The following is a 20708-nucleotide window of genomic DNA, read 5'->3' on the forward strand; positions in this document are numbered from 1 at the left end:
CGCTGGATCGGACACGGGCGCTGGATCTGATGCTGGCACAGCCCCATTATCCTTCGAGATCGAAGTCAGCCCCCAACAGTTGCAGCTTGGTGATGAAGTTCTCGTAGCCACGGCTGATGATTCCGACGTTGCTCACGGTCGACGTGCCCGAGGCGGTCAGGGCCGCGATCAGGTGGCTGAAGCCACCGCGCAGGTCGGGAACCTCGATGTCGGCGCCGTGCAGCTTCGTCGGCCCCGTGATGACGGCCGAGTGGTTGAAGTTGCGCTGGCCGAACCGGCAGGGGTGCCCGCCGAGGCATTCCCGGTGGATCTGGATGGTCGCGCCCATCTCCACGAGGGCGTCGACGAAGCCGAAGCGCTGCTCGTACACGGTCTCGTGCACGATCGAGACGCCGTGGGCGTGGGTGAGGGCGATCACGAGCGGCTGCTGCCAGTCCGTCATGAAGCCGGGGTGCACATCCGTTTCGATGATGACGGGCTTGAGGTCGCCGCCCGGGTGGTAGAAACGGATGCCGTCGTCTTCGATGTCGAACGCCCCGCCGACCTTGCGGAACACGTTCAGGAACGTGATCATCTCGGGCTGACGCGCACCGCCGACGAAGATGTCCCCGTCGGTGGCCAGGGCCGCGGCCGCCCAGCTGGCGGCCTCGTTCCGGTCGAACAGGGCGCGGTGGTTGTAGCCTTCGAGACGCTCGACGCCCTCGATCCGGATCACACGGTCGGTGTCGACCGTGATGATGGCACCCATCTTCTGCAGGATGTTGATGAGATCCATGATCTCGGGCTCGATCGCCGCGCCCTTGAGCTCGGTGATGCCCTCGGCGCGCACAGCGGTGAGGAGCACCTGTTCGGTCGCGCCCACGCTCGGGTAGGGCAGGGACACCTTGGTGCCCTTGAGACCGTTGGGTGCGGACATCCGGATGCCGTTGGGCTGCTTCTCGACGACGGCTCCGAACTTGCGCAGCACGTCCAGGTGGTAGTCGATCGGGCGGTCGCCGATGCGGCAACCGCCGAGGTCGGGGATGAATGCCTCGCCGAGGCGGTGCAGCAGCGGGCCGCAGAACAGGATCGGGATGCGCGAGGAGCCGGCGTGGGCGTCGATCGCGGCGAAGTGCGCGCTCTCCACGTCGACCGGGTCGAGCAGCAGCTCACCCGGCTCGGCGCCGTCGGTGACCTTGACGCCGTGCACCTCGAGCAGCTGGCGCACGATGCGCACGTCGCTGATGTTGGGAACGTTCTTGAGCGTGCTGGGGCTCTCGCCCAGAAGAGCCGCGACCATGGCCTTGGTGACCAGGTTCTTGGCACCCTTCAGCTCGATCCGGCCGACCAGCGGAATACCGCCGCGGATCGTGATCCGGTCGCCCTGCAGACCCACGGCCGCCCCCCAGCTCTGCGCATGCTCACGATTCTGCGCGTCTTCCTTGCTCTGACCGTTCTCACGATCCTGGGTGATTTCGCTGATTGTGCTCATAAACTAACCTGCCTTGCCGGGAGAGTCCGGGGCCGCCATGGCTCCCGGTGGGATTCATATTCTGCGATCCGCGCTTCATCGCGCAGGGTGAGTCCGATGTCGTCGAGGCCTTCGAGGAGGCGCCACCGGGTGTAATCGTCAATCTCGAAGGGAACGGTGAGAGCTCCGACGCGGGCGGTGCGGGAGACCAGGTCGACCGTGAGCTCGATACCGGGAGTGGCCTCGATCACGTCCCACAGGCGCTGCGCGTCGGCCTCGGAGATCTGACCGGCGAGCAGACCCTGCTTGCCGGAGTTGCCGCGGAAGATGTCGCCGAAGCGGGGGCTGAGCACCACGTCGAAGCCGTAGTCGCGCAGCGCCCAGACGGCGTGTTCGCGGGAGGAACCGGTGCCGAAGTCGGCGCCGGCCACGAGCACTCGGGCGCCCGCGTAGGCCGGCTCGTTGAGCACGAAGGCCGGGTCGCTGCGCCAGCGGGCGAAGAGGGCGTCTTCGAATCCGGTCTTGGTGACGCGCTTGAGGTAGACGGCCGGGATGATCTGGTCGGTGTCGACGTTGGAGCGGCGCAGAGGAAGCGCGACGCCGGTGACGGTTGTGAACTTTTCCATTGCTACTTGTCTCCATCCTGGGCCAGGTCCCACGGGCTCGACAGCGTACCGCGGATGGCGGTGGCGGCCGCGACCAGCGGGGACACGAGGTGCGTGCGTCCGCCCTTGCCCTGGCGGCCCTCGAAGTTGCGATTGCTGGTGGACGCGCACCGCTCGCCGGGGGCCAGCTGGTCGGGGTTCATGCCCAGGCACATCGAGCAGCCGGCGAAGCGCCACTCGGCGCCGAAGTCGGTGAAGATCGTGTCGAGGCCTTCCGCCTCCGCCTCGATGCGCACCCGCGCGGATCCGGGGACCACGAGCATCCGTACGCCCGGCGCCAGAGTGCGGCCCTGCACGATCGCGGCGGCGGCGCGCAGGTCTTCGACCCGGCTGTTGGTGCAGGATCCGAGGAAGACGGTGTCGACCCGGATCTCCTTCATCGGGGTGCCGGCCGCGAGGTCCATGTATTCCAGGGCTCGTTCGGCAGCGGAGCGTTCGTTGTCGTCGAGGATTCCGGAGGGGTCGGGCACGGTCTCGCTCAGGGAGACCCCCTGGCCGGGGTTGGTGCCCCAGGTGACGAAGGGTTCCAGGGTGTCGGCGTCGAGGAAGACCTCGGCGTCGAATTCGGCGCCGTCGTCGGTGGCGAGGGTGTCCCAGTAGGCGACCGCGTCGATCCAGTCCTGGCCTTCCGGGGCATGGGCGCGACCCTGGAGGTAGTCGTAGGTGATCGCATCCGGGGCGACCATGCCCGCGCGGGCGCCGGCCTCGATCGACATGTTGCAGATGGTCATGCGGCCCTCCATGGAGAGGGCGCGGATGGCGCTCCCGCGGTATTCGAGCACGTAGCCCTGCCCGCCGCCGGTGCCGATCTTCGCGATCACGGCCAGGATGATGTCCTTCGCCGTCACGCCGGGGCGGAGTGTGCCCTCCACCGTGATCGCCATGGTCTTGAACCGCTTGAGCGGCAGCGTCTGGGTGGCCATGACGTGCTCGACCTCGCTGGTGCCGATGCCGAGCGCCATGGCCCCGAACGCGCCGTGGGTGGAGGTGTGCGAGTCGCCGCAGACCACGGTGATGCCGGGCTGGGTCAGGCCCAGCTGCGGTCCGACGACGTGCACGATGCCCTGCTCGATGTCCCCGAGGGAGTGCAGACGGATGCCGAACTCCTCGCAGTTGCGGCGCAGCGTCTCGATCTGCGTGCGGCTGGTGAGGTCGGCGATGGGCTTGTCGATCGCCAGGGTCGGCGTGTTGTGGTCTTCCGTCGCGATGGTCAGATCGGGACGGCGAACCGGTCGGCCGGCCTGGCGGAGCCCGTCGAAGGCCTGCGGGCTGGTGACCTCGTGCACGAGGTGCAGGTCGATGTAGATGAGGTCGGGAGTGGCGCCGTCGCCCTCGGTGACGAGGTGTTTGTCCCAGACCTTCTCGGCCAGAGTGCGCGGACGGGTGCCGGTGCGTGGTGCGTCAGTCATGTGTGTGCGTCTTCCTCAGCAATGGGTGATCAGCCAACAAGAAACGCCACGACGAGGGAGGCCTCAGGATGGGGACTCGTCGCGGCAGAGAAGAGGGAGTCGACCGAGCAGCACCATGACAGGCTAACACTGTGCGTCTGCGAGCTTGGCTGGCGACCCTCATTGGAGGGTGATTTCGGCGGTGTCCACCTCGCCACTCTATCGGCGGCGCGACTTAGAGAGGTCGACACGGCTCCAGTCCCGACGTGTCCGCAGACGGAATCGGCTGATGATCCGGCGGAGACGGCCCACCCGGGTTTCCGCGAGGTGCAATGATTCCAGCGCGTCGGCCCAGCTCTGCTCGACCAGGTCGTCCCCGATGGGCTGACCGTTGAAGACGGCACGGTCGACGAGTTCGGCCAGGGGCGCCAGACGGATGTCCGCGGCGCCGGGCCCGACCTGACGGTCCAGCTGGGCCTCGACGTCCGCGGCGACCAGCAGGCGGGTTGTGTGGCGCGGCACCTCGAAACCGAGTTCCGCATACCCGTCGGTCACCTCGTCCCAGGCCCCGGCGACGCGGGTGTCGCCGCTGCCGCGACCGCGGCGCCTCCGTCGACGGCGCGCCTTGAGGGCACCGATGACGAGCACCGGGCCGAGGATCAGCAGGAGCGGGATTCCGACTGTGCCCCCCAGCAACCACGCCCAACCGGGCAGCACGAATCCCTTGTCCTTATCGTCTTTCTTCGTGTCGTCGATCTCGATGGCGGTCAGCAGGTCGTCGGACTGGTTGTCGGAGCGGGGCGGCTGGCGCACCTGCGGTTGCGGCACGGACTTGGGCTTGGGGGTCTGGTCCTGCGGAACATCCGTCTGGTCGGGGGTCGGGAAGAACGGAACCCAGCCCACACCCTCGAACGCGACCTCCACCCACGCCGTCACGTCGGAGCCGGTCACTTCCACGCTCGTGGCACCGTCCGGGACCTCCGGGGCGAAGCCCATGACCACGCGGGCGGGCAGGTTCAGGCTGCGCGCCATCAGCGCCATGGCCGCGGCGTACTGCTCCTGGTCGCCGACCATCTGGCTGCGCGTGAAGAGCTCGTCGATGCGGTCGGCGCCGTGGCCGGCCCGGGAGGGGATGCCGTCGGAGGCAAGTCCATGGCTGAGGAAGCCCTGGGTCTTCAGCGCCTTCTGGATCGCGCGGAGCTGGTCCACGGGGGTCACGGCGCCGCCGGTGTATTCCAGCGCCTTGGCCACGACGACATCCGGGATGTTCTCGGCGGCCGGCAGGGTGACGGCCGCCACGGGCACCTCGACCAGGTCTTCGTCCCGGTACGACTGCTGCACGGCGGCGCTGGTCGTATAGCGGTAGCCGCTTTTCACACCGCTGGTGAGCACGGCCGTTCCCGTTCCGGCGTTGTAACGCAGGTTCTCGGCCTGGGCGCTGCTCGCCCGGTCGTCGAAGTCGACGGTGCTGGGATAGCCGACGCCGGGGAGCCAGACATCCGCGTACCCGGACCCGGTGATCGTGACGGTGCTGGAGCGCACGGAGGTGATCAGCGGGGCGTCGGGAATCGTGCGCCCGACGAGGCGGAACCCGGCGGAGGCGCTCTCCGCGCCGTCGACTCCGGCGACGTTCCACAGTTTGCCGTCGTAGGCCTCCATGCTGGCCAGGCGCACCAGTTGCCCGGTCTCCAGACCCTCGATCGTGAAGAGCGGGGTCTCGGCGAGGGTCTTCGTGTACTGGCGGAAGCCGGCCAGCGGGCTCGGGAACTGCAACGGGTCGAACGGCGGCTGGATCTCCTCGCGCAGCACGAATCGTTCGGCCTGCACGGGGGCGAGCACCGACCCGGCCAGGGAGCCGATCAGGATCGTGCCGAGGATGAGCGTGCCGGTGCCGACCAGTTTGCGGCGCAGCAGCCGGTTCGCGCCGGCCGCGGAGGCCTTTTCCAGTTGCGAGCGGCGCCAGCCCAGCCAGACCAGGGCGATCACGCCGAAGGCGATGCCGCGGACGGCGGCGTAATAGGCCTCATCCGTTCCCATCAGGATGCCGGCCAGGTAGAGCGCGACCGGCCCTGCCAGGAGGACGCTGGAGCGCCACACCGTGCGCGGGCGGCGCGGCAGCCAGCGCACCGCGAGCATGGTTCCGACGAGGGCGATCAGCCAGACCGCGAAGTAGGGCAGCACGGGCATGTAATACGGCGCCTCGACCGGGGTGCCGAGCGTGACGATATCCGCCCAGCCGAACACGGCGCCGATGGCGAGGCCGGCCACGGAGGTCAGGCTGGGGAGGACGAGCAGCACGCCCTGGTCGGGCATGGTGAACGGCGTGCCGAGCAGGAAATAGGCGACGATCGCGGCGAGGACGCTGACCAGTGCGCCCAGTCGGAGCGCATGACCCAGAAGCGCGATCCCGGTGCCGACGATCAGGCCGCCGACGCCCGCGAGCAGGAAGTTGTAGTCGCCGAACGAGGTTTCGAAGCCCAGCACGCCGAGCAGGGACAGGGCGCTGAGCACGGCGACGTCGGACCAGGCGCGCTGGGGCACGGAGCGGAGCCGGTTCATCCGTTGACCCGTCGGAGCAGGCTGGGCAGGTCGGCGAGCTCGCCGACCGTGAGCACGGTGAGTCCCGACACGTTCGCGAGCCGGGGCGGGGAGCCCCGCTCGATCCGGAACGCGAGCGTCTTCGTGTCCTGCCCGAACAGAGTCTGGGCGGCGCGGAACCGGGCCAGTTCGAGCAGCGATCCGGCCACCATCATGACGACGCTGGGCGCCGGCAGAGTGCGGGTGGCATCCCGGGTGAAGTCACGCAGGGTCGGATAGCGGCCGCTGACCGGCTGGATCCGGCAGGAGTCGTCGAGGAGGGACACGGGCGTCTTCGTCGTGAGAAGCCGGCCCTCGGTGACCACACTGACCCGGGTGCCGTCGCGGATGACCTGCAGGGCGAGGGACGCCATGACGGAGACGCCGAGTTCGAATTCCTCGTCGGAGGCGTACGTCGTTGTCTCGGCGCTGTGCACGATGGTCAGCTGTGACCGACGGGTCTCCTCGAACTGACGCACCATCAGCTGGCCGGTACGCGCGGAGGTGCGCCAGTGCACATTGCGCAGCGCATCGCCGGGCACGTAGGCGCGCAGTGCGTGGAAGGAGATGTCATTGTTGGTGATCTTGCGGGTGATCTCGCCCTCCAGGTCGCGGACGAGGCCGGCGGCCGAAGAACGCAGCCGGGTGGTGACCGGGTGCACGAACAGTTCGACAGGGTCGGTCCAGCGCACCGTGCGACGCAGCAGCCCCAGCTGGTCGCCGCGCACCGACACGGCCGGGCCGGCCACGATGACGGCCCGGCGATGCGTGGGCACGGCGAACAGTTCCTCATGCTCCGCCGCCGGCGCAAGACCCGGGATCATGAATTCGGCGACCCCGGAACCCACCGGAAGCTCGATGCGCACGGGAAGCAGGCCCTTGTCACCGGAGTTGGCCACCGTCAGCTGGCCCAGGGCGCGCTCCCCCGCCACAACCCGGTGTGGGTTCAGAGCCACCTGGACCGCATAGGTGGCACGGCCGAAGATGAAGCCGACCGCCACCAGGAGGGCCGCCAGCAGCGTGGTCGCCAGGTAGGTGAACTCACTCCAGCCGGTCACGGCGCTGATCAGGAAGGCGACGACGGATGCGGCGAGCGTGAGCCAGCCGACCGGGCCCACGACATCCGTCACGGGTTTGCTGACCTGCCAGCCGCGCCGGGCGAGCTGACCGGCCAGCCGCCCGACGGTGCGCATGCCGCCGCCGAGGGAGCGCCGGACACTGCCCACGGCGTGGGCCGCCGGGCTGATGCGGCGGGGAACCTTCTCGGCGACGCGCGTCATGCTGCGCGGTAGGCGGGCGGTGCGACCTCGACCAGGATCCGGTTGACGATGTCCTCGGCGGTGACGCCGGCGAAGTCGGCTTCCGGGTCGACCATGATGCGGTGCGCGAGCACGGGCACGGCCAGGTCCCGGATGTCGTCGGGTGTCACGTAGCTGCGTCCCTGGGACAGCGCCCAGGTCTTCGCCGCGCGGGCGAGGGAGAGCGCGCCGCGCATGCTGACCCCGAGCGTCGACGACGCGTCGGTGCGGGTGGCGGTGACGATCTCGTTCAGGTAGCTGAGCACGGACGCGTCGACGAAGACCTCGGAGGCCAGCTGCACCATCGAGTTCACCGAGCTGGAGGCGATGATCGGCGTGATCTTCGAGTCCCTCGCCCGGTTCGACGAGTCGAGGAGCAGAGCCACGGCGGTGTCGTGGTCGGGATAGCCGAGCGACGTCTTGATCAGGAAACGGTCGAGCTGCGCTTCCGGCAGGGTGTACGTTCCGGCCTGTTCGACCGGGTTCTGGGTGGCGATGACCATGAACGGGCTGCCGACCTCGTGGCTGACGCCGTCGACCGTGACCCGCCCCTCCTCCATCACTTCGAGCAGGGCGGACTGGGTCTTCGGGCTGGCCCGGTTGATCTCGTCCGCGAGCACGATCGAGGCGAAGATCGGGCCCTTGTGGAACTCGAAGACACCCTTCCCCTGGTCGTAGATCGTGACCCCGGTCACGTCGGAGGGCAGAAGGTCCGGCGTGAACTGGATGCGCGAATTGGTGCCGTCGAGGGTCTTGGCCAGAGCCTTGGCGAGCACGGTCTTGCCCGTGCCGGGGAAGTCCTCCAGCAGCACGTGGCCGCTGGTGAGCATCGCGGCGACCACGAGGCGCACCACGTGGTCCTTGCCGAGGATCGCCTCGTTGACGTTGCCGACGAGACGGCCGAAGGCCTCGGCGAACCAGTCGGCCTGCTCCTGTGTTACTGCCATTAGTGCTGTGTCCTTCTAGCTTGGGTTGCGAATGACGGGGTGACGGATGTCCGGGTGCCTAGACGCACGGGGTGGCGTCTTTCCACGCGATCGTGGGGCTGGTGTAGGTGCCGCCCGGCCCGACGAATTGGATGTACTGGGCCCTGGTGCCGAAGGATCCGTTGATGTCCATCCAGCTGTAGGTCTGCATGGTTCCCTGGGTCAGGCTGGTCGGGATCGTCGCGGTGGTGAAGTTCGCGTCGCCGAGCACCGTGACCTTGTAGCTGCCCGGGATGATGTTGAAGTAACGGGCTCCGAAGTAGTACATGCTTCCGGAGTACTGGTCGGCCCGGCACAGCTCGATCCTGGCGGCGGGCGGCGGCGGGGGCGGCGGTGCGGGCTGGGGTGTGGCCACATTCGACTGCGTCCACCCACTACTGCAACCGCGGGCGTTGCAGGCCTGAACCTCGTACTGGTACGGGGTGTTCACCGCGCCCGTTGCCGTAGCCGATCGGCCACCGTTCGTGCTGCCGGTGCCGTTGCTGCCCTGGATCCACCGGTAGTTGTAGCCCGTGACACCGCGGCCGCCATCACTGGACGGAGCGGACCAGGTCAGGCTCAGGGCGCCGGTGCCCTGACCGGGGGCATCCAGGTTCGCGGAGGCCGGTGCGCCCGGCACCCCGAAGGGCATGACGGTGTTGCTGCCGGCGGAGGAGCCCGAAGCGCCGATCGCGTTCCGCGCGACGACGGTGAACGTGTAGTTCGTACCGTTCCTGAGGCCGGTGACGGAGTGCGTTCCCGCGGCGCCCACGTTTTCCTGCCCCCCGCCGGTCCAGAAGATGGTGTAGCCGGTGATCGGCGAGTTGTTCGACGCCGGCGCGTTGAAGGTCACGCTGGCACTGCCGTCCCCCTCGACGGCAGACGGCTTGCCGGGCGCGTCCGGAGTATTGCGGATGACGAGCGTGACGCGTCCCTGGGTCTCCCGGGCCTTGTCCTTGGTGGCGTCCTGGATCCGGTAGACCACCGTCAGGGTTCCGGTCGCCCCGGACCCGGTGTTGACGGTCACGCCGGACGCGGTGTGGCTGACCGTGGCGGTGCCGACCTGCTGCTCGATGGTGGCCCCGATCACCGTGAGGGGCTTACCGTCCTGCGCGTACGGGTTGTAGTCGTTCTCCAGCACGGGGACGGGGATGGACTGGCTCGGCTGGGTCTCGATGCCCTTCCCATTCGGCCCCGAATCGTCGACGGCCTGCGGTTTGGCCCGCGTCGACGACACGACCGTGACGTTCACCGACCCCGGAATGGTGAACTCCTTGTAGGTGACCGTGAAATTGAGTGTGACCTTCGTGCCCGGCTGCACGCCGAGCGGCGCCGAGACGGCGAGGCTCCCGGCGTTGAGGGTCGCCGCGACCTCCGCAGAGGCTCCCGTGAGTGCGCCGTAGCTGAGCTTCTCCACAATCTGAGGGTTCGGGTGTCCGCTCGAGGTGCGCAGGTTGACCGCGAGCGCGGTCTCGCCGGCCTCGATCGTCACGTTCGGCGGGGTGAAGGTGGGGGCCACGTCTTCGGAGTTCGGGTCTCCGACGGTGACCGGGATGGTCAGGGTCGCCTGGTTGCCGTCGGGATCCGTGGCGGAACTGCCGTCGGTGACCACGAAGGTGACGGATGCCGGTCCGCGGTAGTCGGTCGCGCCGGAGAAGCCCAGCGTCGTCGGGTCCAGCAGCGGCGAGGAGCCGTTGGCGTTGGTGGCCGTCGCGGAGAGGATGGTGGCCGGTCGCCCCGAGGGGACCTCCACGATGTCGGCGAGGTTCCAGGTCTTCGAGTCGTTCATCCGCACGAGCTGCTCGGGCAGCGGCTTCAGGAAGGGCGGCGGGAAGGTCTGCTCGGCGGCGGGCTTCTTCTCTTCTTCAGCATCCGGTTTCGCCGGCACGATGATGAACGCCGTGGCGCTGAGCTTGTCGACGTCGTTGGTGAGGCGGTAGGCGATGGCCTGGCGCACGTTGGTGGGGGTGACCTTGACGGTTCCATTGGGCAGGATGGTGCCGGATGCCGCGTTCGGGCCCTCGAGGCTGATGACGAGGTCTTCGATCAGGCCGCTGGGGTTCTCGGCCCGGTCACGCACCTTCACGTCGACGGTCGCGGCCGTGAGCACATCCTTCGGCTCGATGATGTGGTCGATGGCGCTCGGGTACTGCGCCTTGGCGTCCGCGGTCACCTTCACCTGAACGAAGGCCGTGGCCGCACCGCCGTGCCCGTTCGTGATCTCGTAGCGCACCGTGTACGTGCCCTCGACGTCGGGGGCGTCGATGATGATGCGGCTGCCGTTGACCGTGGCGGTGAGCCCGTCAGCGACCTCCGGGAGCTTCTCCGAGAGGCTGGGCTTGTACCCGTTGGGGTCGGAATCGTTGAGCAGGACGGGGACCGATCCGGTGCGGCCGGGCTTGATCTCGATCGCATCGTCCACGGCGTTGGGCGGCAGCAGTGCCACCGGCCGCGGGATCACACCGATCCGTACGGTTCCGAGCGCCTTGGTGCCATACGTGTCCGCCACCTCGTAGGTGAACGTGTCCGTGCCGGCGGTGCCGGGGTAGGCCTGATAGTAGAAGTAGTCGCTGCCCTGCTTGGTGATCCGCCCGAGACCCGGCGGTGTCGTCACGTTGGTCAGGTACACGGAGTCGCCGTCCGGGTCGATTCCGTCCAGCGGGACCAGCACCTTGATGCTCGAGTCAGCGAACGTGCGCACGGTCAGGGGCAGCGGCGTGGGTGCCTGATTGTTCGCCTTGTCCGGTCCGATCACGGTGAACCGCACGATCGCGGTCGCCGTTTCCAGGTACGGGTCCGTGATGGCGTAGCCGACACTGTAGGAACCTGGCTCCTTCGGCGCTTGGAAGCGCACCTGCTTTCCGGTGACGAAGGCCAGACCGCCGGCCTTGTCGGTGTCGACCAGGTCCGGTGACAGGGTCATCGTCGCGGAATCGGGGTGGAAGTCGTTGTCGAGCACGGGGACGCTCACGATGTCGCCGGCGCGCACGCTGACGGAGTCGTCGACGGCCACCGGGGGCTGGTGCTTCACGAGCGGCGGCACGGGAACGACGGTGACGCCGGCCGTCGAGGTGGCCTGCCCGTCACTGATCGTGTAGGTGAACTGCACCTGCTCGGTGAGGGCCGCACCGGCCGTGACCCGCAGAACGGTGTTGGCCAGGATTTCGACGGAGACCAGGTCCTGGGCATCCTCGGTGTCCACGGACTGGACCGCCAGAACCCGGCCGCTGGGCGAGACGTCATTGTTCAGCACCGGCAGGGACAGCGGTTCGCCGGCGCGCAGGTAGGCGGTGTCCTTGACCGCGATCGGCGGCAACAGCTCGATCGGGTTCTCCTTCACGTCCACCCGGATGAGGCCGACGCTCGACGCGGCCCCGGAGCCGAGACTGTAGGTGAAGACGTAGCTGCCGGCGGCGGGAGCGGACACGGCCACGGTGCCGCGGTCGAGGTTGACGACCGCGGAGACGGTGTCGGGCACGTCGTTGACCCCGATCAGGGCTAACGGCTCGCCGGACGGGGACACGTCGTTGGCGAGCGGCTCGACGAGGACCGTCTCGCCGACGAAGGCGGTGGCGAAGTCCGGCGTGCCGACGGGGTTGAGGCTGCCGGCGGCCTTCACATCCACCGTGAGCACGCCCGTCGCGGTGAGGGTGCCGTCCGACACGACGAACTGCACCTCCTTGACGCCGAGTTCGGCGGTGCGGCTCTCGAAGGTGATGAACCCCTCCGGGCCGAAGCGCACCCCGTCGCCGGTGGTGGGCGACGCGGACACGAGGTAGATGTCGTCGCCGTCGGGGTCGATCCAGTCGCTCAGCACGTTGTAGCTGACAAGCTGGCCCTGCTCGACCGACACGGCTCCGACACGGTGCGAGACCGGAGCCTCGTTGAGTTCGAACGGTCGGAGGGTGAGGTTGACGCTGGCCTCGGCGACGGCTCCGCGTCCGTCGGCGACCGTGTAGCGGAAGCTGACGGTTCCCGCGAGTCCGGGTGCCGGCGTGAACTGCAGCGCCCGCCCGCCGTCGATGTAGTCCAGGCTCCCCTGCGAGTCGGAGAAACCGTTGGTGTTGACCACCGTCAGCACGTCGCCGTCCGGGTCGGTGTCGTTCTCGAGCACGGAGAGCACCGTGGTCTTGCCGGGGCGCACCCCGTAGGTGTCGTCGTTCGCGACGGGTGCCCGGTTCTGCGGGGTGCGTTCGGCGAGGGTGTCCTCGAAGGACTGCTGCGAGGCCTTTTCATCGCCCTCCTCGGAATCCTCCTCCTGCGGCGGGGTCACCTCGTCCCAGTTCTCGACCAGGCGCATATTGGCGTCGACGAGCCACACGTTCCCGTTGGAGAGGTTGTTGAGGGCGATCACGTTCCGGTTCACCCGGAATTCCAGCGTCGAGCCCTGCGTCGGCTGGACGATGGTCTGGATGTTCGGCTTCTTGTCGGTGCAGGCCGCCAGGTACGCCTGGGCGCCGGCCCAGGCCCCGTGGGCGCATCCGTTCAGCCAGACCGGCGCCGACACGTCCTTCGGATCGGTCAGGGCGGTGTCGATGCCCGCCGGGATCTCCACGGTGTCCCCGCCGTCGAGGGGAACCTGGAGCAGGGAATCTCCCGTGGCGAGCACGGCGAACGCGTTCTCGGCACCGTTCTGCTGCAGTTTCAGCGCCGGGACCGGAAGCTCGATGGTGGCTCCGCCGCCGACGATGAGCCGGTCCTTCTTGGTGTCGAGAACGACGGGCGTCTCACCGACCGCGGCAATCTGGTGCGCACTCAGGGCGGGCAGGTCGCTGCGCTGCGGCTCGCTGCCCGGCTCCTCGATCGTGACGAGCTTTTTCTTCGCCGGCGATGTGGCGAACACGGCACCGTTCGGGGACACCGCCACGTGGCCGCCCTTGCCGAGCTTGACGACCGGATCCGTCGTCTTCGGGTCGAAGTTCAGGTCCTGGGCGGCGTTGATCACCCAGACCTCGCCGCCCGCGGGCGACATGACCGCGATGGTGTCGCCACCGTAGGCAACCTCGGATCCCACCGGCAGGTCGACGCGTTGCCCGAGGGTGGTGAAGGCCGGGTCGATCCGTTCGAGGGAACCGACGCTCTGGTCGTAGAGGAAGACGTCATCGCCGTCCTGCAGCACGTCGAAGGCGTTCGAGGCGGTGTTCACCGAGCCGTTGAGCTCTTCGATCTGGCGGTTGAGACGGCCGGCGAGCAGCTGTTTCCCGTTCGTCACCCAGACGTCCGTGGCGACCAGGTCGACGTCGGTGACCGGGAATCCCTGGTGCAGCACCGCGAAGGTGACCGGCACGCCGGCCAGGACCACCATCGCCATCACGGAGGCCGAAGCCTTGCGGGCACGAAGCCACGAGCTGAAGGTGCCCACCCGTTACCCCTTGCTCACTTGCACATCCCCCGAGCGGCCTCTAGAGCCTCTCCCCGAAGTTAAACTAACATGCCGGACGTCCGGCGTGGCGCGCCGGGCTGGTCAGCGGTCGCAAACTCGATTCGCCTCGGAAAGCTTGCCGTCTCTGCGCTGCAGGTACACGTCGATGCAGACGCGTTCTCCCGGTGTGACCTGGTCCACGGCGATCGCCGCGGAGGGACTCAACTGGGGCTGGTTCGGCTCCTCGGCCCGTGCCCACCGGTACACATCGTCGTCCTGCGGGTCCGGGTTGACCACGGAGAAGGTCACGACTGTTCCATCGACGGAGGTGGCCGTTCCCTCGAGAGTCACCATGGGCACGCCCGCCACCACATCGGCATTGCCGGCGGGGCTGGTCGGTTTCGCGGTCGGCGCAAGTCCGGGGGTCGTGCTTCCCGTGACGAAGACCGCGGCCAGAACCGCGGCGACCAGAACGACGCCGGCGGCAGCGGAGACTCCGGCGATGAGTCCGCGGCGCCCGGCCCGCGGAGCGGTGTTCTCGGGTCCGGACTCAGGCTGGAGTGACACGACGGCGGCCGCCGTGGCAACGACAGCCGGGCGCCCCCGGAGCACGGTGGCTTCCGCGGGCGGCGCCGACGGCGCGGGCCCCGGCCGATGCTTCACGACAAAGGCCCCGCGGACCGGGTTACCCGCGGCATCGACGGCGGGTGCCGCCGCAGGCGGAACCGCGGGCCGGGCGGTCCGCGTCGGCTGCGCCGCGATCGTGACCACGGAGCGGGCGCGGGTCTCGTCCTCCCCGGCGCCGGCAGACTCCGACGGCTCGGTCTCGCTCAGGCGCGGAACTTCGATGGCCGTGGCCGAGTACCCGAGCTCGAGCTCGATGCGCTGCAGCGCCCGGGCGAAGTCGACGGCGCTGGAGTAGCGACTCGCGCGGTTGGTCGACATTCCCTTGGCCAGCACGGCGATCAGGGACGCGGGCAGATCATCCCGATTGATCGGTGTGATGACGCCGCGTTCGATCCGGCCGATCAGGTCGAGCGTGCCGTTGGACCTCCCGCGGATCTCGAACGGGGTGAGGCCGGCAAGGAGAGTGTGGAGGGTGGCGGCCAGGGAGAACACGTCGCTGCGCACATCCGGCACCGGGGCGTCCTCGAACATCTCGGGCGGTGACCACGGCACGCTGAGGCCCACGTCCTGGGTCTCGTCGTCGCCGCCGGTGTGCCCGGCGGTGGAGCCGGCGGTGCGCTGCGGGTCGGACGGATCCAGGTCGAGGGTGGTCGAGATGCCGAAGTCGGTGAGTGCGGGCCCGCCGAAGTCGTTCGTCAGCACGTTCGCGGGCTTGATGTCGCGGTGCAGAATCCCGGCCGTGTGCGCGGTGGCGACGGCTCCGGCCAGGCGCACCCCGATCCGTAGGGTGTCCTCCACCGAGAACGGCTTTTGCTTGTAGCGCTCCGACAGGCTCGGACCCGCGCAGTATTCCATGACCAGGAACGGGCGCCCGTCGCCCGCGACACCCGCATGGTAGATCGTCACGATCGACGGATGCGTGGACAGCTGCGCCATCAGATTCGCCTCGTCGACGAAGCGGGCCCTGGTCGACTCGTTGAGCTGTTCGGTCAGCAGCACCTTGACGGCCACCCGGCGACGCGGCAGCTGCTGGTCGTAGAGGAAGACGTCGGAGAATCCGCCCGAGCCCAGCGTCGACACGAAGTCGTAGCCGGGCAGCTCGGGCGGCAGGGAGACGCCGCGACTCATCGCTGCTCACCCACCGTGAGGGTCACGCCGCCGCCCAGGTCGATCACGGTTCCCACCAGAACAGACGCCGCTTCGCCTTTCCGCAGCTTCTGCGGCGGCCGACCGGGCAGCACGATGACGGTGCCGTTCCGGGAGAGCAAGTCGGTCACGACGACGGTGTCTCCCTCCACGGTGACGCGCACATGGTTGCGGGAGATGTCCTGGTCGGCTCCCCCGAGACTCACCAGGCGGGGCAGCTGGCCACCGGGAACCTGGCTCACGCTGGGCGCGCGGCCGATCACGACGGGCTGCTGACCGAGCGCTTCCCGGCCGCCGCCCGGCAGAAGCAGGAAAAGGGCGGACCCCGTGGGAGCGGCGACCACGGACGCGGGCCGCGCGGCTTCGGCCGCGTTCCGGAGGGTGCGGAGGTCCCCGCTCATGACCGTCAGCCCGTCATGGTGGTCGGAGTCCACCGGCTCGGGTGCTGCCCGGCGCTGCTTCCGCCCGACACTGACGACGGTCTGGTCGGTGAAGGGGTCGTCGCCCACGGTGTCGGCGCCGAAGCTGCCGCTTCCGAACGCCTCGGCGCTGAGGGTGTCGTCGCTGATCGGGTTCAGACCCGGGGCTTCCACCCGTGCCGGCGGCCTGCTCGGAAGCCCGGGAACGGGTCCGATCCGCGCCGGGGTCATGACGTCGGGCACGGCGGGCGCCGGAACGGCCGGCGCCGCGGTCGCGGGCACCGGAACGGCCGGCGCCGCGGCGGCCGGCGCCGCGGCGGCCGGCGCCATCCGGGTCGCCACCGCCAGACGGCGGGCGCGCACCATGCCGGCCAGGAGCGGCAGCGCCGTTCCGGAGGGACGCTGATCGGTTCCGGCTCCGCACTCGACCTGGAACCGGTTCACGGACGCGAAGGACTGTTCCCGCCAGGTCGCCACGCCGGCACCCGACAGCTCGTCGGAACCGGTACTGGTGGTCAGTCGCAGGGACACGTCACCCCGAACGATGGCGTTGACGCCGGCACCGTCCACGAGGCTGCCCTGCCAGGTCACCAACACGAAGGACGGTGCCGTGAACAGGCCACGCGACGTGAGCGCGTCGAGAACTCCCTGCACTCCTCCGTCGAGGCTGACCCACAGCCGATCGGCCTGGTCCGCCGAGCCGTCAGACCGCACCACGACGAGCTGTCCGTCCCGCGTTGCCGCCAGCCAGTCCCCCGACTCGTCGTATTCATACGAGAGCATCTGTCCTCTTACCCCTGGCTTCTCGGCCTCGTGTCCTCGAGATGCTCGTGCATCCCCGTCGCTCGCTCACTCGTGTTCGCGGGGTCGTCCTGCTCGGGATTGCCGAGCACCGACTCCACATACACGACCGTAACGTTATCGTGCCCGCCCCGTGCCAGTGCCGCGTCGACGAGGACCTCGGCCAGGGACCGATCCGGCTCCGCAGTCCCGTCGTACGATGCGAGCAGCGTCTCGATCTCACCGGTGGCGAGTTCCTTGGTCAGCCCGTCGGAGCAGATCAGGAACGAGTGGCGGCCGGTCGCCGGCAGCAGCCACACATCGGCGTCCACGGACTCGTCCGCACCGATCGCGCGTGTGATCACGTTGCGTTCCGGATGCTGTTCCGCCTCTTCCTGGGAGATGAGACCGGCGTCGACCAGCTCCTGTACCGCGGAGTGGTCCACGCTCAACTGAACCAGCGTGCGTCCGTCCCAGGTGTAGACGCGGGAGTCGCCGATGTTGAAGGCCATCCAGTGAAAGCCCACATCGTCGCCGGCGTCGACGAATGCCACACCGGAAAGGGTGGTCCCGGACACGGCAGTGCCGTAGTCGTCGACGGCGCTCAGGTCACGCACGGCGTCGTTCGACGAGTGGATCGCGTCGAGGATGCGTTCCGGCGTCGAGGGTGCGCCCCGGGCGATGTGCTCGTCGAACACTCGCGCAACGGTCTGGCTGGCGACATCGCCGTGGGCGTGACCGCCCATGCCGTCCGCGACGAAGAAGACCGGCGCCTGGGCCATGAAGCTGTCCTCGTTGACCTTGCGTTCCAGGCCGACGTCGCTGGCCGCGCTGAACACGAAGCGCGCCCGGGTTTCGGGGAGCACCAACTCACTCTCACTCTGCACGGCCACGTCTGCTCCAGTGTTCACTTGCCTGCGGTGCAGGGCTACGAATGTCATTCCTCGATGAGGTGGGGAATTTCCTCGGCGAGGGTGTGGCCGCGGCGGCGCGCATCCCGTCGAGCCTTGATCACACTGGCAATGGTGGCCACGGCCATGGAGACGATGATCACGCCCAGCGAAGTCCAGGTGTCGATCTCCGGCGCCCACGCCACGCCCTCGCCACCGTTGATGAAGAACACCTCATTGTTGTGCAGGGCATGCAAGACGAGCTTGACGCCGATGAAGAACAGGATGAAGGCGATGCCGTACTTGAGGTACTCGAGGCGTTCGAGCAGCCCGCCGAGCAGGAAGTAGAGCTGGCGCAGGCCCATCAGGGCGAACACGTTCGCGGTGAACACGATGAAGGGACTCTGCGTGATGCCGAAGATGGCCGGAATCGAGTCCAGGGCGAAGACCAGGTCCGTGGTGCCGATCGCGAGCAGCACGATCAACATCGGGGTGAAGACCTTCTTGCCGTCGATCAGAGTGCGCAGTTTCGAACCGTCGAACGACGAGGAAATGTTCATGTGCTTGCGCAGGTAGCGGATCAGGCCGTTGTCGGCCTCGTCCACGTCCGAATCCTTCGCCAAAGCCTGGTGCGCGGCCGTGTAGAGCAGGAACGCGCCGAAGATGTAGAAGATCCAGCTGAAGTTCTCGATCAGCTGCGCCCCCAGCAGAATGAAGATTCCGCGCAGCACGAGGGCGATGATGATGCCCACGATCAGCACTTCCTGCTGGTATTTCCGGGGCACGGAGAACCTGGCCATGATGATGACGAAGACGAAGAGGTTGTCGATGCTCAGGCTGTACTCGGTGAGCCAGCCGGCAAGGAACTGCCCCGCGTGCTCCGCGTCGCCCAGCACCAGCATCAGCAGGGCGAAGACCAGGGCCAGTGCCACATAGAAGGCTACCCACAGGCTGGCCTCACGCATCGAGGGCACGTGAGGGCGCTTGAAGACGATGAGAAGATCGGCGATCAGGATGAGCGTCAGAACGACGAGTGACCCAATCTCGAACCAGAGCGGAAGAGCCATTTCCATGCGGGTAGAGCCTTTCAATCAAAGAGGTGCTGAAGGCAGCACGAAACCCGAAAGTCTCTCCCGTATCAACAGATCGATACCGCCGTGCCGAGGCCCCTGCGGTGCGGCCCGTGTGGACGACCACGGCGACGGGCCCGGAACGGGTCCAGAGGGATGCTTCCCTTCACTCGGTGGAGTCTACCGGGGCTCCCGCTTAAAAATAGAAACCCGGCCCCCTTCAGAGAAGGGAACCGGGTGGTGTTGTGACCCCAGCGGGATTCGAACCCGCGTTACCGCCGTGAGAGGGCGATGTCCTAGGCCGCTAAACGATGGGGCCGTTTTGCAACTCACCTAATATGCCACACGCCCGCGAGGAAACCAAACTGAGCGGTCAGACGTGCACGAAGAGCGCTCCGGGCACCACGTCGATCTGCACCGGCAGAGCGCCCACCCGTTCCCCGTCGGCGTAGGCGACGACACGGTCGGCGTCGATCCGGATGCTGCGGCACCTCGTGATCTCGACCTGCGGAAGGGTCGTATGCGTGCCGGAGAATACTTTGGGGAACACCCGCAGAAAGCCGGCGCGCGACATCGGGGCAACGATGAACAGGTCCAGCAGCCCGTCGTCGATCAGCGCTCCCGGGACGATACGCATGCCGCCACCGATAGACACGTTGTTGGCGACGGAGATCAGCATGGCACGCGCCCGGCGCTGCATGCCGTCGACGGTCAACCGGTACGTGATGGGACGGAAGGTGGCGAGCACCAGGAGCACGGCCAGGGTGTACCGGCTACTCCCCCGCGGCCGACGCATCCGGTTGGCCCGTTCGTTCACGACGGCGTCGAAACCGGCCGAGAGTACGCCCGCGAACCAGGTCGTCGTGTTGCCGCGGTGCACGCGCGCGGCGTCGATGGCTCGGGGCGGCCGGGTGAGGGCGTCGAGCAGATGGCGGATGGCGGCATCCGTGTCGTCGACCGGGATACCGAGTCCGCGGGCCAGGTCGTTCCCCGTGCCGCACGGCACGATGGCCAGCGGCCGTCGCGTTCCGGCCAGGAGATTGGTGCCGAGGCTGACCATGCCGTCGCCGCCGACGACGACGAGAACGTCGACCTCCGGCACCAGCGCGGCCTGCACGTCCCGGCGAAGGGCGTCGAAGCCGGCGGCACTCAGACCGGTCACCCGGTGTCCGGCCCGGTTCAGCGCCGCAACCACCCGGGGGCCGACGTCTCGACGACTGCTGAATGAGGCGGCTGGATTGATGGCGACGACGATGTGGAGAGGGGGAGGCACCGCTCAAGTATGCCGCCAGCTTGCAGCTCGCCGGGATTGGGGATTAGATCGGATCCATGAAACTCACGAAGCTCGAGCACGCAGCGCTGGTCCTGGACAAGGGCGGGCGCCGGCTGTTCGTCGATCCCGGTTCGTTCACGAGCCCGTTGACCGACACCGCCCGGGCTGCCGCCATCGTGATCACCCACGAACATCCCGATCACTGGACCCCGGAGCAGTTGGACCGCATCATCTCGATGAACCCCGACATTCCGATCTTCGGCCCGGCCGGCGTCGCCGCCGCCGCGCCCGACTATCCCGTGACTGTCGTCGCAGCCGGCGATACCGTGGTCGCCGAGCCGTTCACCCTGCGCTTCTTCGGCGGCACCCATGCCGTCATCCACGAGACGATCCCGGTGATCGACAACCTCGGGGTGCTGGTCGACGACGAGCTGTACTACGGCGGTGACTCGTTCGCGCTGCCGGAAGGCGTGACGGTGCAGACTCTCGCCGTGCCCGCCGGCGCACCGTGGCTCAAGATCAGTGAGGTGATGGACTACGTGCTCGCGCTGGCGCCGCGCCGCACCTTCCCGACGCACGAAATGGGGCTCTCCCGGGGCGGCAAGGATCTCTCCAACGCCAGGATCAAGTGGGCCACCGAGCAGAACGGCGGCGAGTTCTTGCCGCTCGAGCCGAACGAGTCCCTCGACCTGTGATGGTTGACACTCCTTTCGGGGGGTAGCTCTGTAGGAATCCCACAAGGATCACGGGACCAGCACGGAATGTGTTGGCCGCAGCCCTGAACTTTTTCGAGCCTTC

At 68.2% G+C, this 20708-nt stretch carries 13 protein-coding genes and 1 tRNA gene; 1 reads left to right on the top strand and 13 read right to left on the bottom strand.

The genetic code is table 11. The features are described 5' to 3' along the window. Window positions 1–46: 46 nt before the first annotated feature. The 13 genes from murA to AC0J5J_RS05125 all read right to left on the bottom strand — a co-directional run bounded on the left by murA (window position 47) and on the right by AC0J5J_RS05125 (window position 19910). Window positions 47–1375: a UDP-N-acetylglucosamine 1-carboxyvinyltransferase gene (murA, locus tag AC0J5J_RS05065; RefSeq protein ID WP_134424540.1), complete on the bottom strand. Its 1329-nt coding sequence runs from the start codon at window positions 1373–1375 to the stop codon at window positions 47–49. A gap of 92 nt (window positions 1376–1467) precedes the next feature. Continuing rightward, complete coding sequence (gene leuD / locus AC0J5J_RS05070) at window positions 1468–2076, bottom strand: 3-isopropylmalate dehydratase small subunit (protein WP_474899828.1); 609 nt, start codon at window positions 2074–2076, stop codon at window positions 1468–1470. 2 nt (window positions 2077–2078) lie between these two features. Then, a complete protein-coding gene (leuC, locus tag AC0J5J_RS05075; RefSeq protein ID WP_134424530.1) occupies window positions 2079–3524 on the bottom strand; it encodes a 3-isopropylmalate dehydratase large subunit in 1446 nt (481 codons plus the stop codon). Window positions 3525–3722: 198 nt separating this feature from the next. After that, the gene (locus tag AC0J5J_RS05080) at window positions 3723–6062 is read right to left on the bottom strand and encodes a transglutaminase TgpA family protein (protein ID WP_474899830.1); all 2340 of its coding nucleotides are present in this window, start codon (window positions 6060–6062) and stop codon (window positions 3723–3725) included. Next, the gene (locus tag AC0J5J_RS05085) at window positions 6059–7360 is read right to left on the bottom strand and encodes a DUF58 domain-containing protein (protein WP_474899832.1); all 1302 of its coding nucleotides are present in this window, start codon (window positions 7358–7360) and stop codon (window positions 6059–6061) included. The genes AC0J5J_RS05080 and AC0J5J_RS05085 overlap by 4 nt, the downstream gene beginning before the upstream one ends. After that, entirely contained in the window at window positions 7357–8325 is a 969-nt protein-coding gene (locus AC0J5J_RS05090; RefSeq protein ID WP_474899834.1) for an AAA family ATPase, read from the bottom strand. Before AC0J5J_RS05090 ends, AC0J5J_RS05085 begins: the two co-directional genes overlap by 4 nt. Window positions 8326–8383: 58 nt before the next feature. After that, window positions 8384–13705, bottom strand: a complete 5322-nt coding sequence (locus tag AC0J5J_RS05095; protein ID WP_474899836.1) for an Ig-like domain-containing protein — start codon at window positions 13703–13705, stop codon at window positions 8384–8386. A gap of 102 nt (window positions 13706–13807) precedes the next feature. Beyond that, window positions 13808–15460, bottom strand: coding sequence for a serine/threonine-protein kinase (locus tag AC0J5J_RS05100; protein WP_474899838.1), 1653 nt, complete (start codon window positions 15458–15460; stop codon window positions 13808–13810). After that, entirely contained in the window at window positions 15457–16680 is a 1224-nt protein-coding gene (locus AC0J5J_RS05105; protein WP_474899840.1) for an FHA domain-containing protein, read from the bottom strand. The genes AC0J5J_RS05100 and AC0J5J_RS05105 overlap by 4 nt, the downstream gene beginning before the upstream one ends. A gap of 8 nt (window positions 16681–16688) precedes the next feature. After that, a complete protein-coding gene (locus tag AC0J5J_RS05110; RefSeq protein WP_474899842.1) occupies window positions 16689–17588 on the bottom strand; it encodes a PP2C family protein-serine/threonine phosphatase in 900 nt (299 codons plus the stop codon). Between the two features lie 26 nt (window positions 17589–17614). Then, complete coding sequence (locus AC0J5J_RS05115) at window positions 17615–18640, bottom strand: TerC family protein (RefSeq protein ID WP_134424888.1); 1026 nt, start codon at window positions 18638–18640, stop codon at window positions 17615–17617. 243 nt (window positions 18641–18883) lie between these two features. Further along, window positions 18884–18956, bottom strand: a tRNA-Glu gene (locus AC0J5J_RS05120). Between the two features lie 54 nt (window positions 18957–19010). Further along, entirely contained in the window at window positions 19011–19910 is a 900-nt protein-coding gene (locus AC0J5J_RS05125) for a diacylglycerol/lipid kinase family protein (RefSeq protein ID WP_134424889.1), read from the bottom strand. A gap of 56 nt (window positions 19911–19966) precedes the next feature. On the opposite strand from AC0J5J_RS05125, the gene AC0J5J_RS05130 reads away from it, so the two are divergent. Beyond that, on the top strand, window positions 19967–20605 hold the full coding sequence (locus AC0J5J_RS05130; protein ID WP_474899844.1) for an MBL fold metallo-hydrolase: 639 nt from the start codon (window positions 19967–19969) through the stop codon (window positions 20603–20605). The last annotated feature ends 103 nt before the right edge of the window (window positions 20606–20708 follow it).

The sequence above is a fragment of the Cryobacterium sp. TS_SC_7 genome (assembly GCF_056156285.1).

Excerpts from the sequence above, each read along its gene's own strand:
- leuD (WP_474899828.1), bottom strand. The coding sequence starts at position 2,076 with ATGGAAAAGTTCACAACCGTCACCGGCGTCGCGCTTCCTCTGCGCCGC.
- leuC (WP_134424530.1), bottom strand. The coding sequence starts at position 3,524 with ATGACTGACGCACCACGCACCGGCACCCGTCCGCGCACTCTGGCCGAG.
- AC0J5J_RS05080 (WP_474899830.1), bottom strand. The coding sequence starts at position 6,062 with ATGAACCGGCTCCGCTCCGTGCCCCAGCGCGCCTGGTCCGACGTCGCC.
- AC0J5J_RS05085 (WP_474899832.1), bottom strand. The coding sequence starts at position 7,360 with ATGACGCGCGTCGCCGAGAAGGTTCCCCGCCGCATCAGCCCGGCGGCC.
- AC0J5J_RS05090 (WP_474899834.1), bottom strand. The coding sequence starts at position 8,325 with ATGGCAGTAACACAGGAGCAGGCCGACTGGTTCGCCGAGGCCTTCGGC.
- AC0J5J_RS05100 (WP_474899838.1), bottom strand. The coding sequence starts at position 15,460 with ATGAGTCGCGGCGTCTCCCTGCCGCCCGAGCTGCCCGGCTACGACTTC.
- AC0J5J_RS05105 (WP_474899840.1), bottom strand. The coding sequence starts at position 16,680 with ATGCTCTCGTATGAATACGACGAGTCGGGGGACTGGCTGGCGGCAACG.
- AC0J5J_RS05115 (WP_134424888.1), bottom strand. The coding sequence starts at position 18,640 with ATGGAAATGGCTCTTCCGCTCTGGTTCGAGATTGGGTCACTCGTCGTT.
- AC0J5J_RS05130 (WP_474899844.1), top strand. The coding sequence starts at position 19,967 with ATGAAACTCACGAAGCTCGAGCACGCAGCGCTGGTCCTGGACAAGGGC.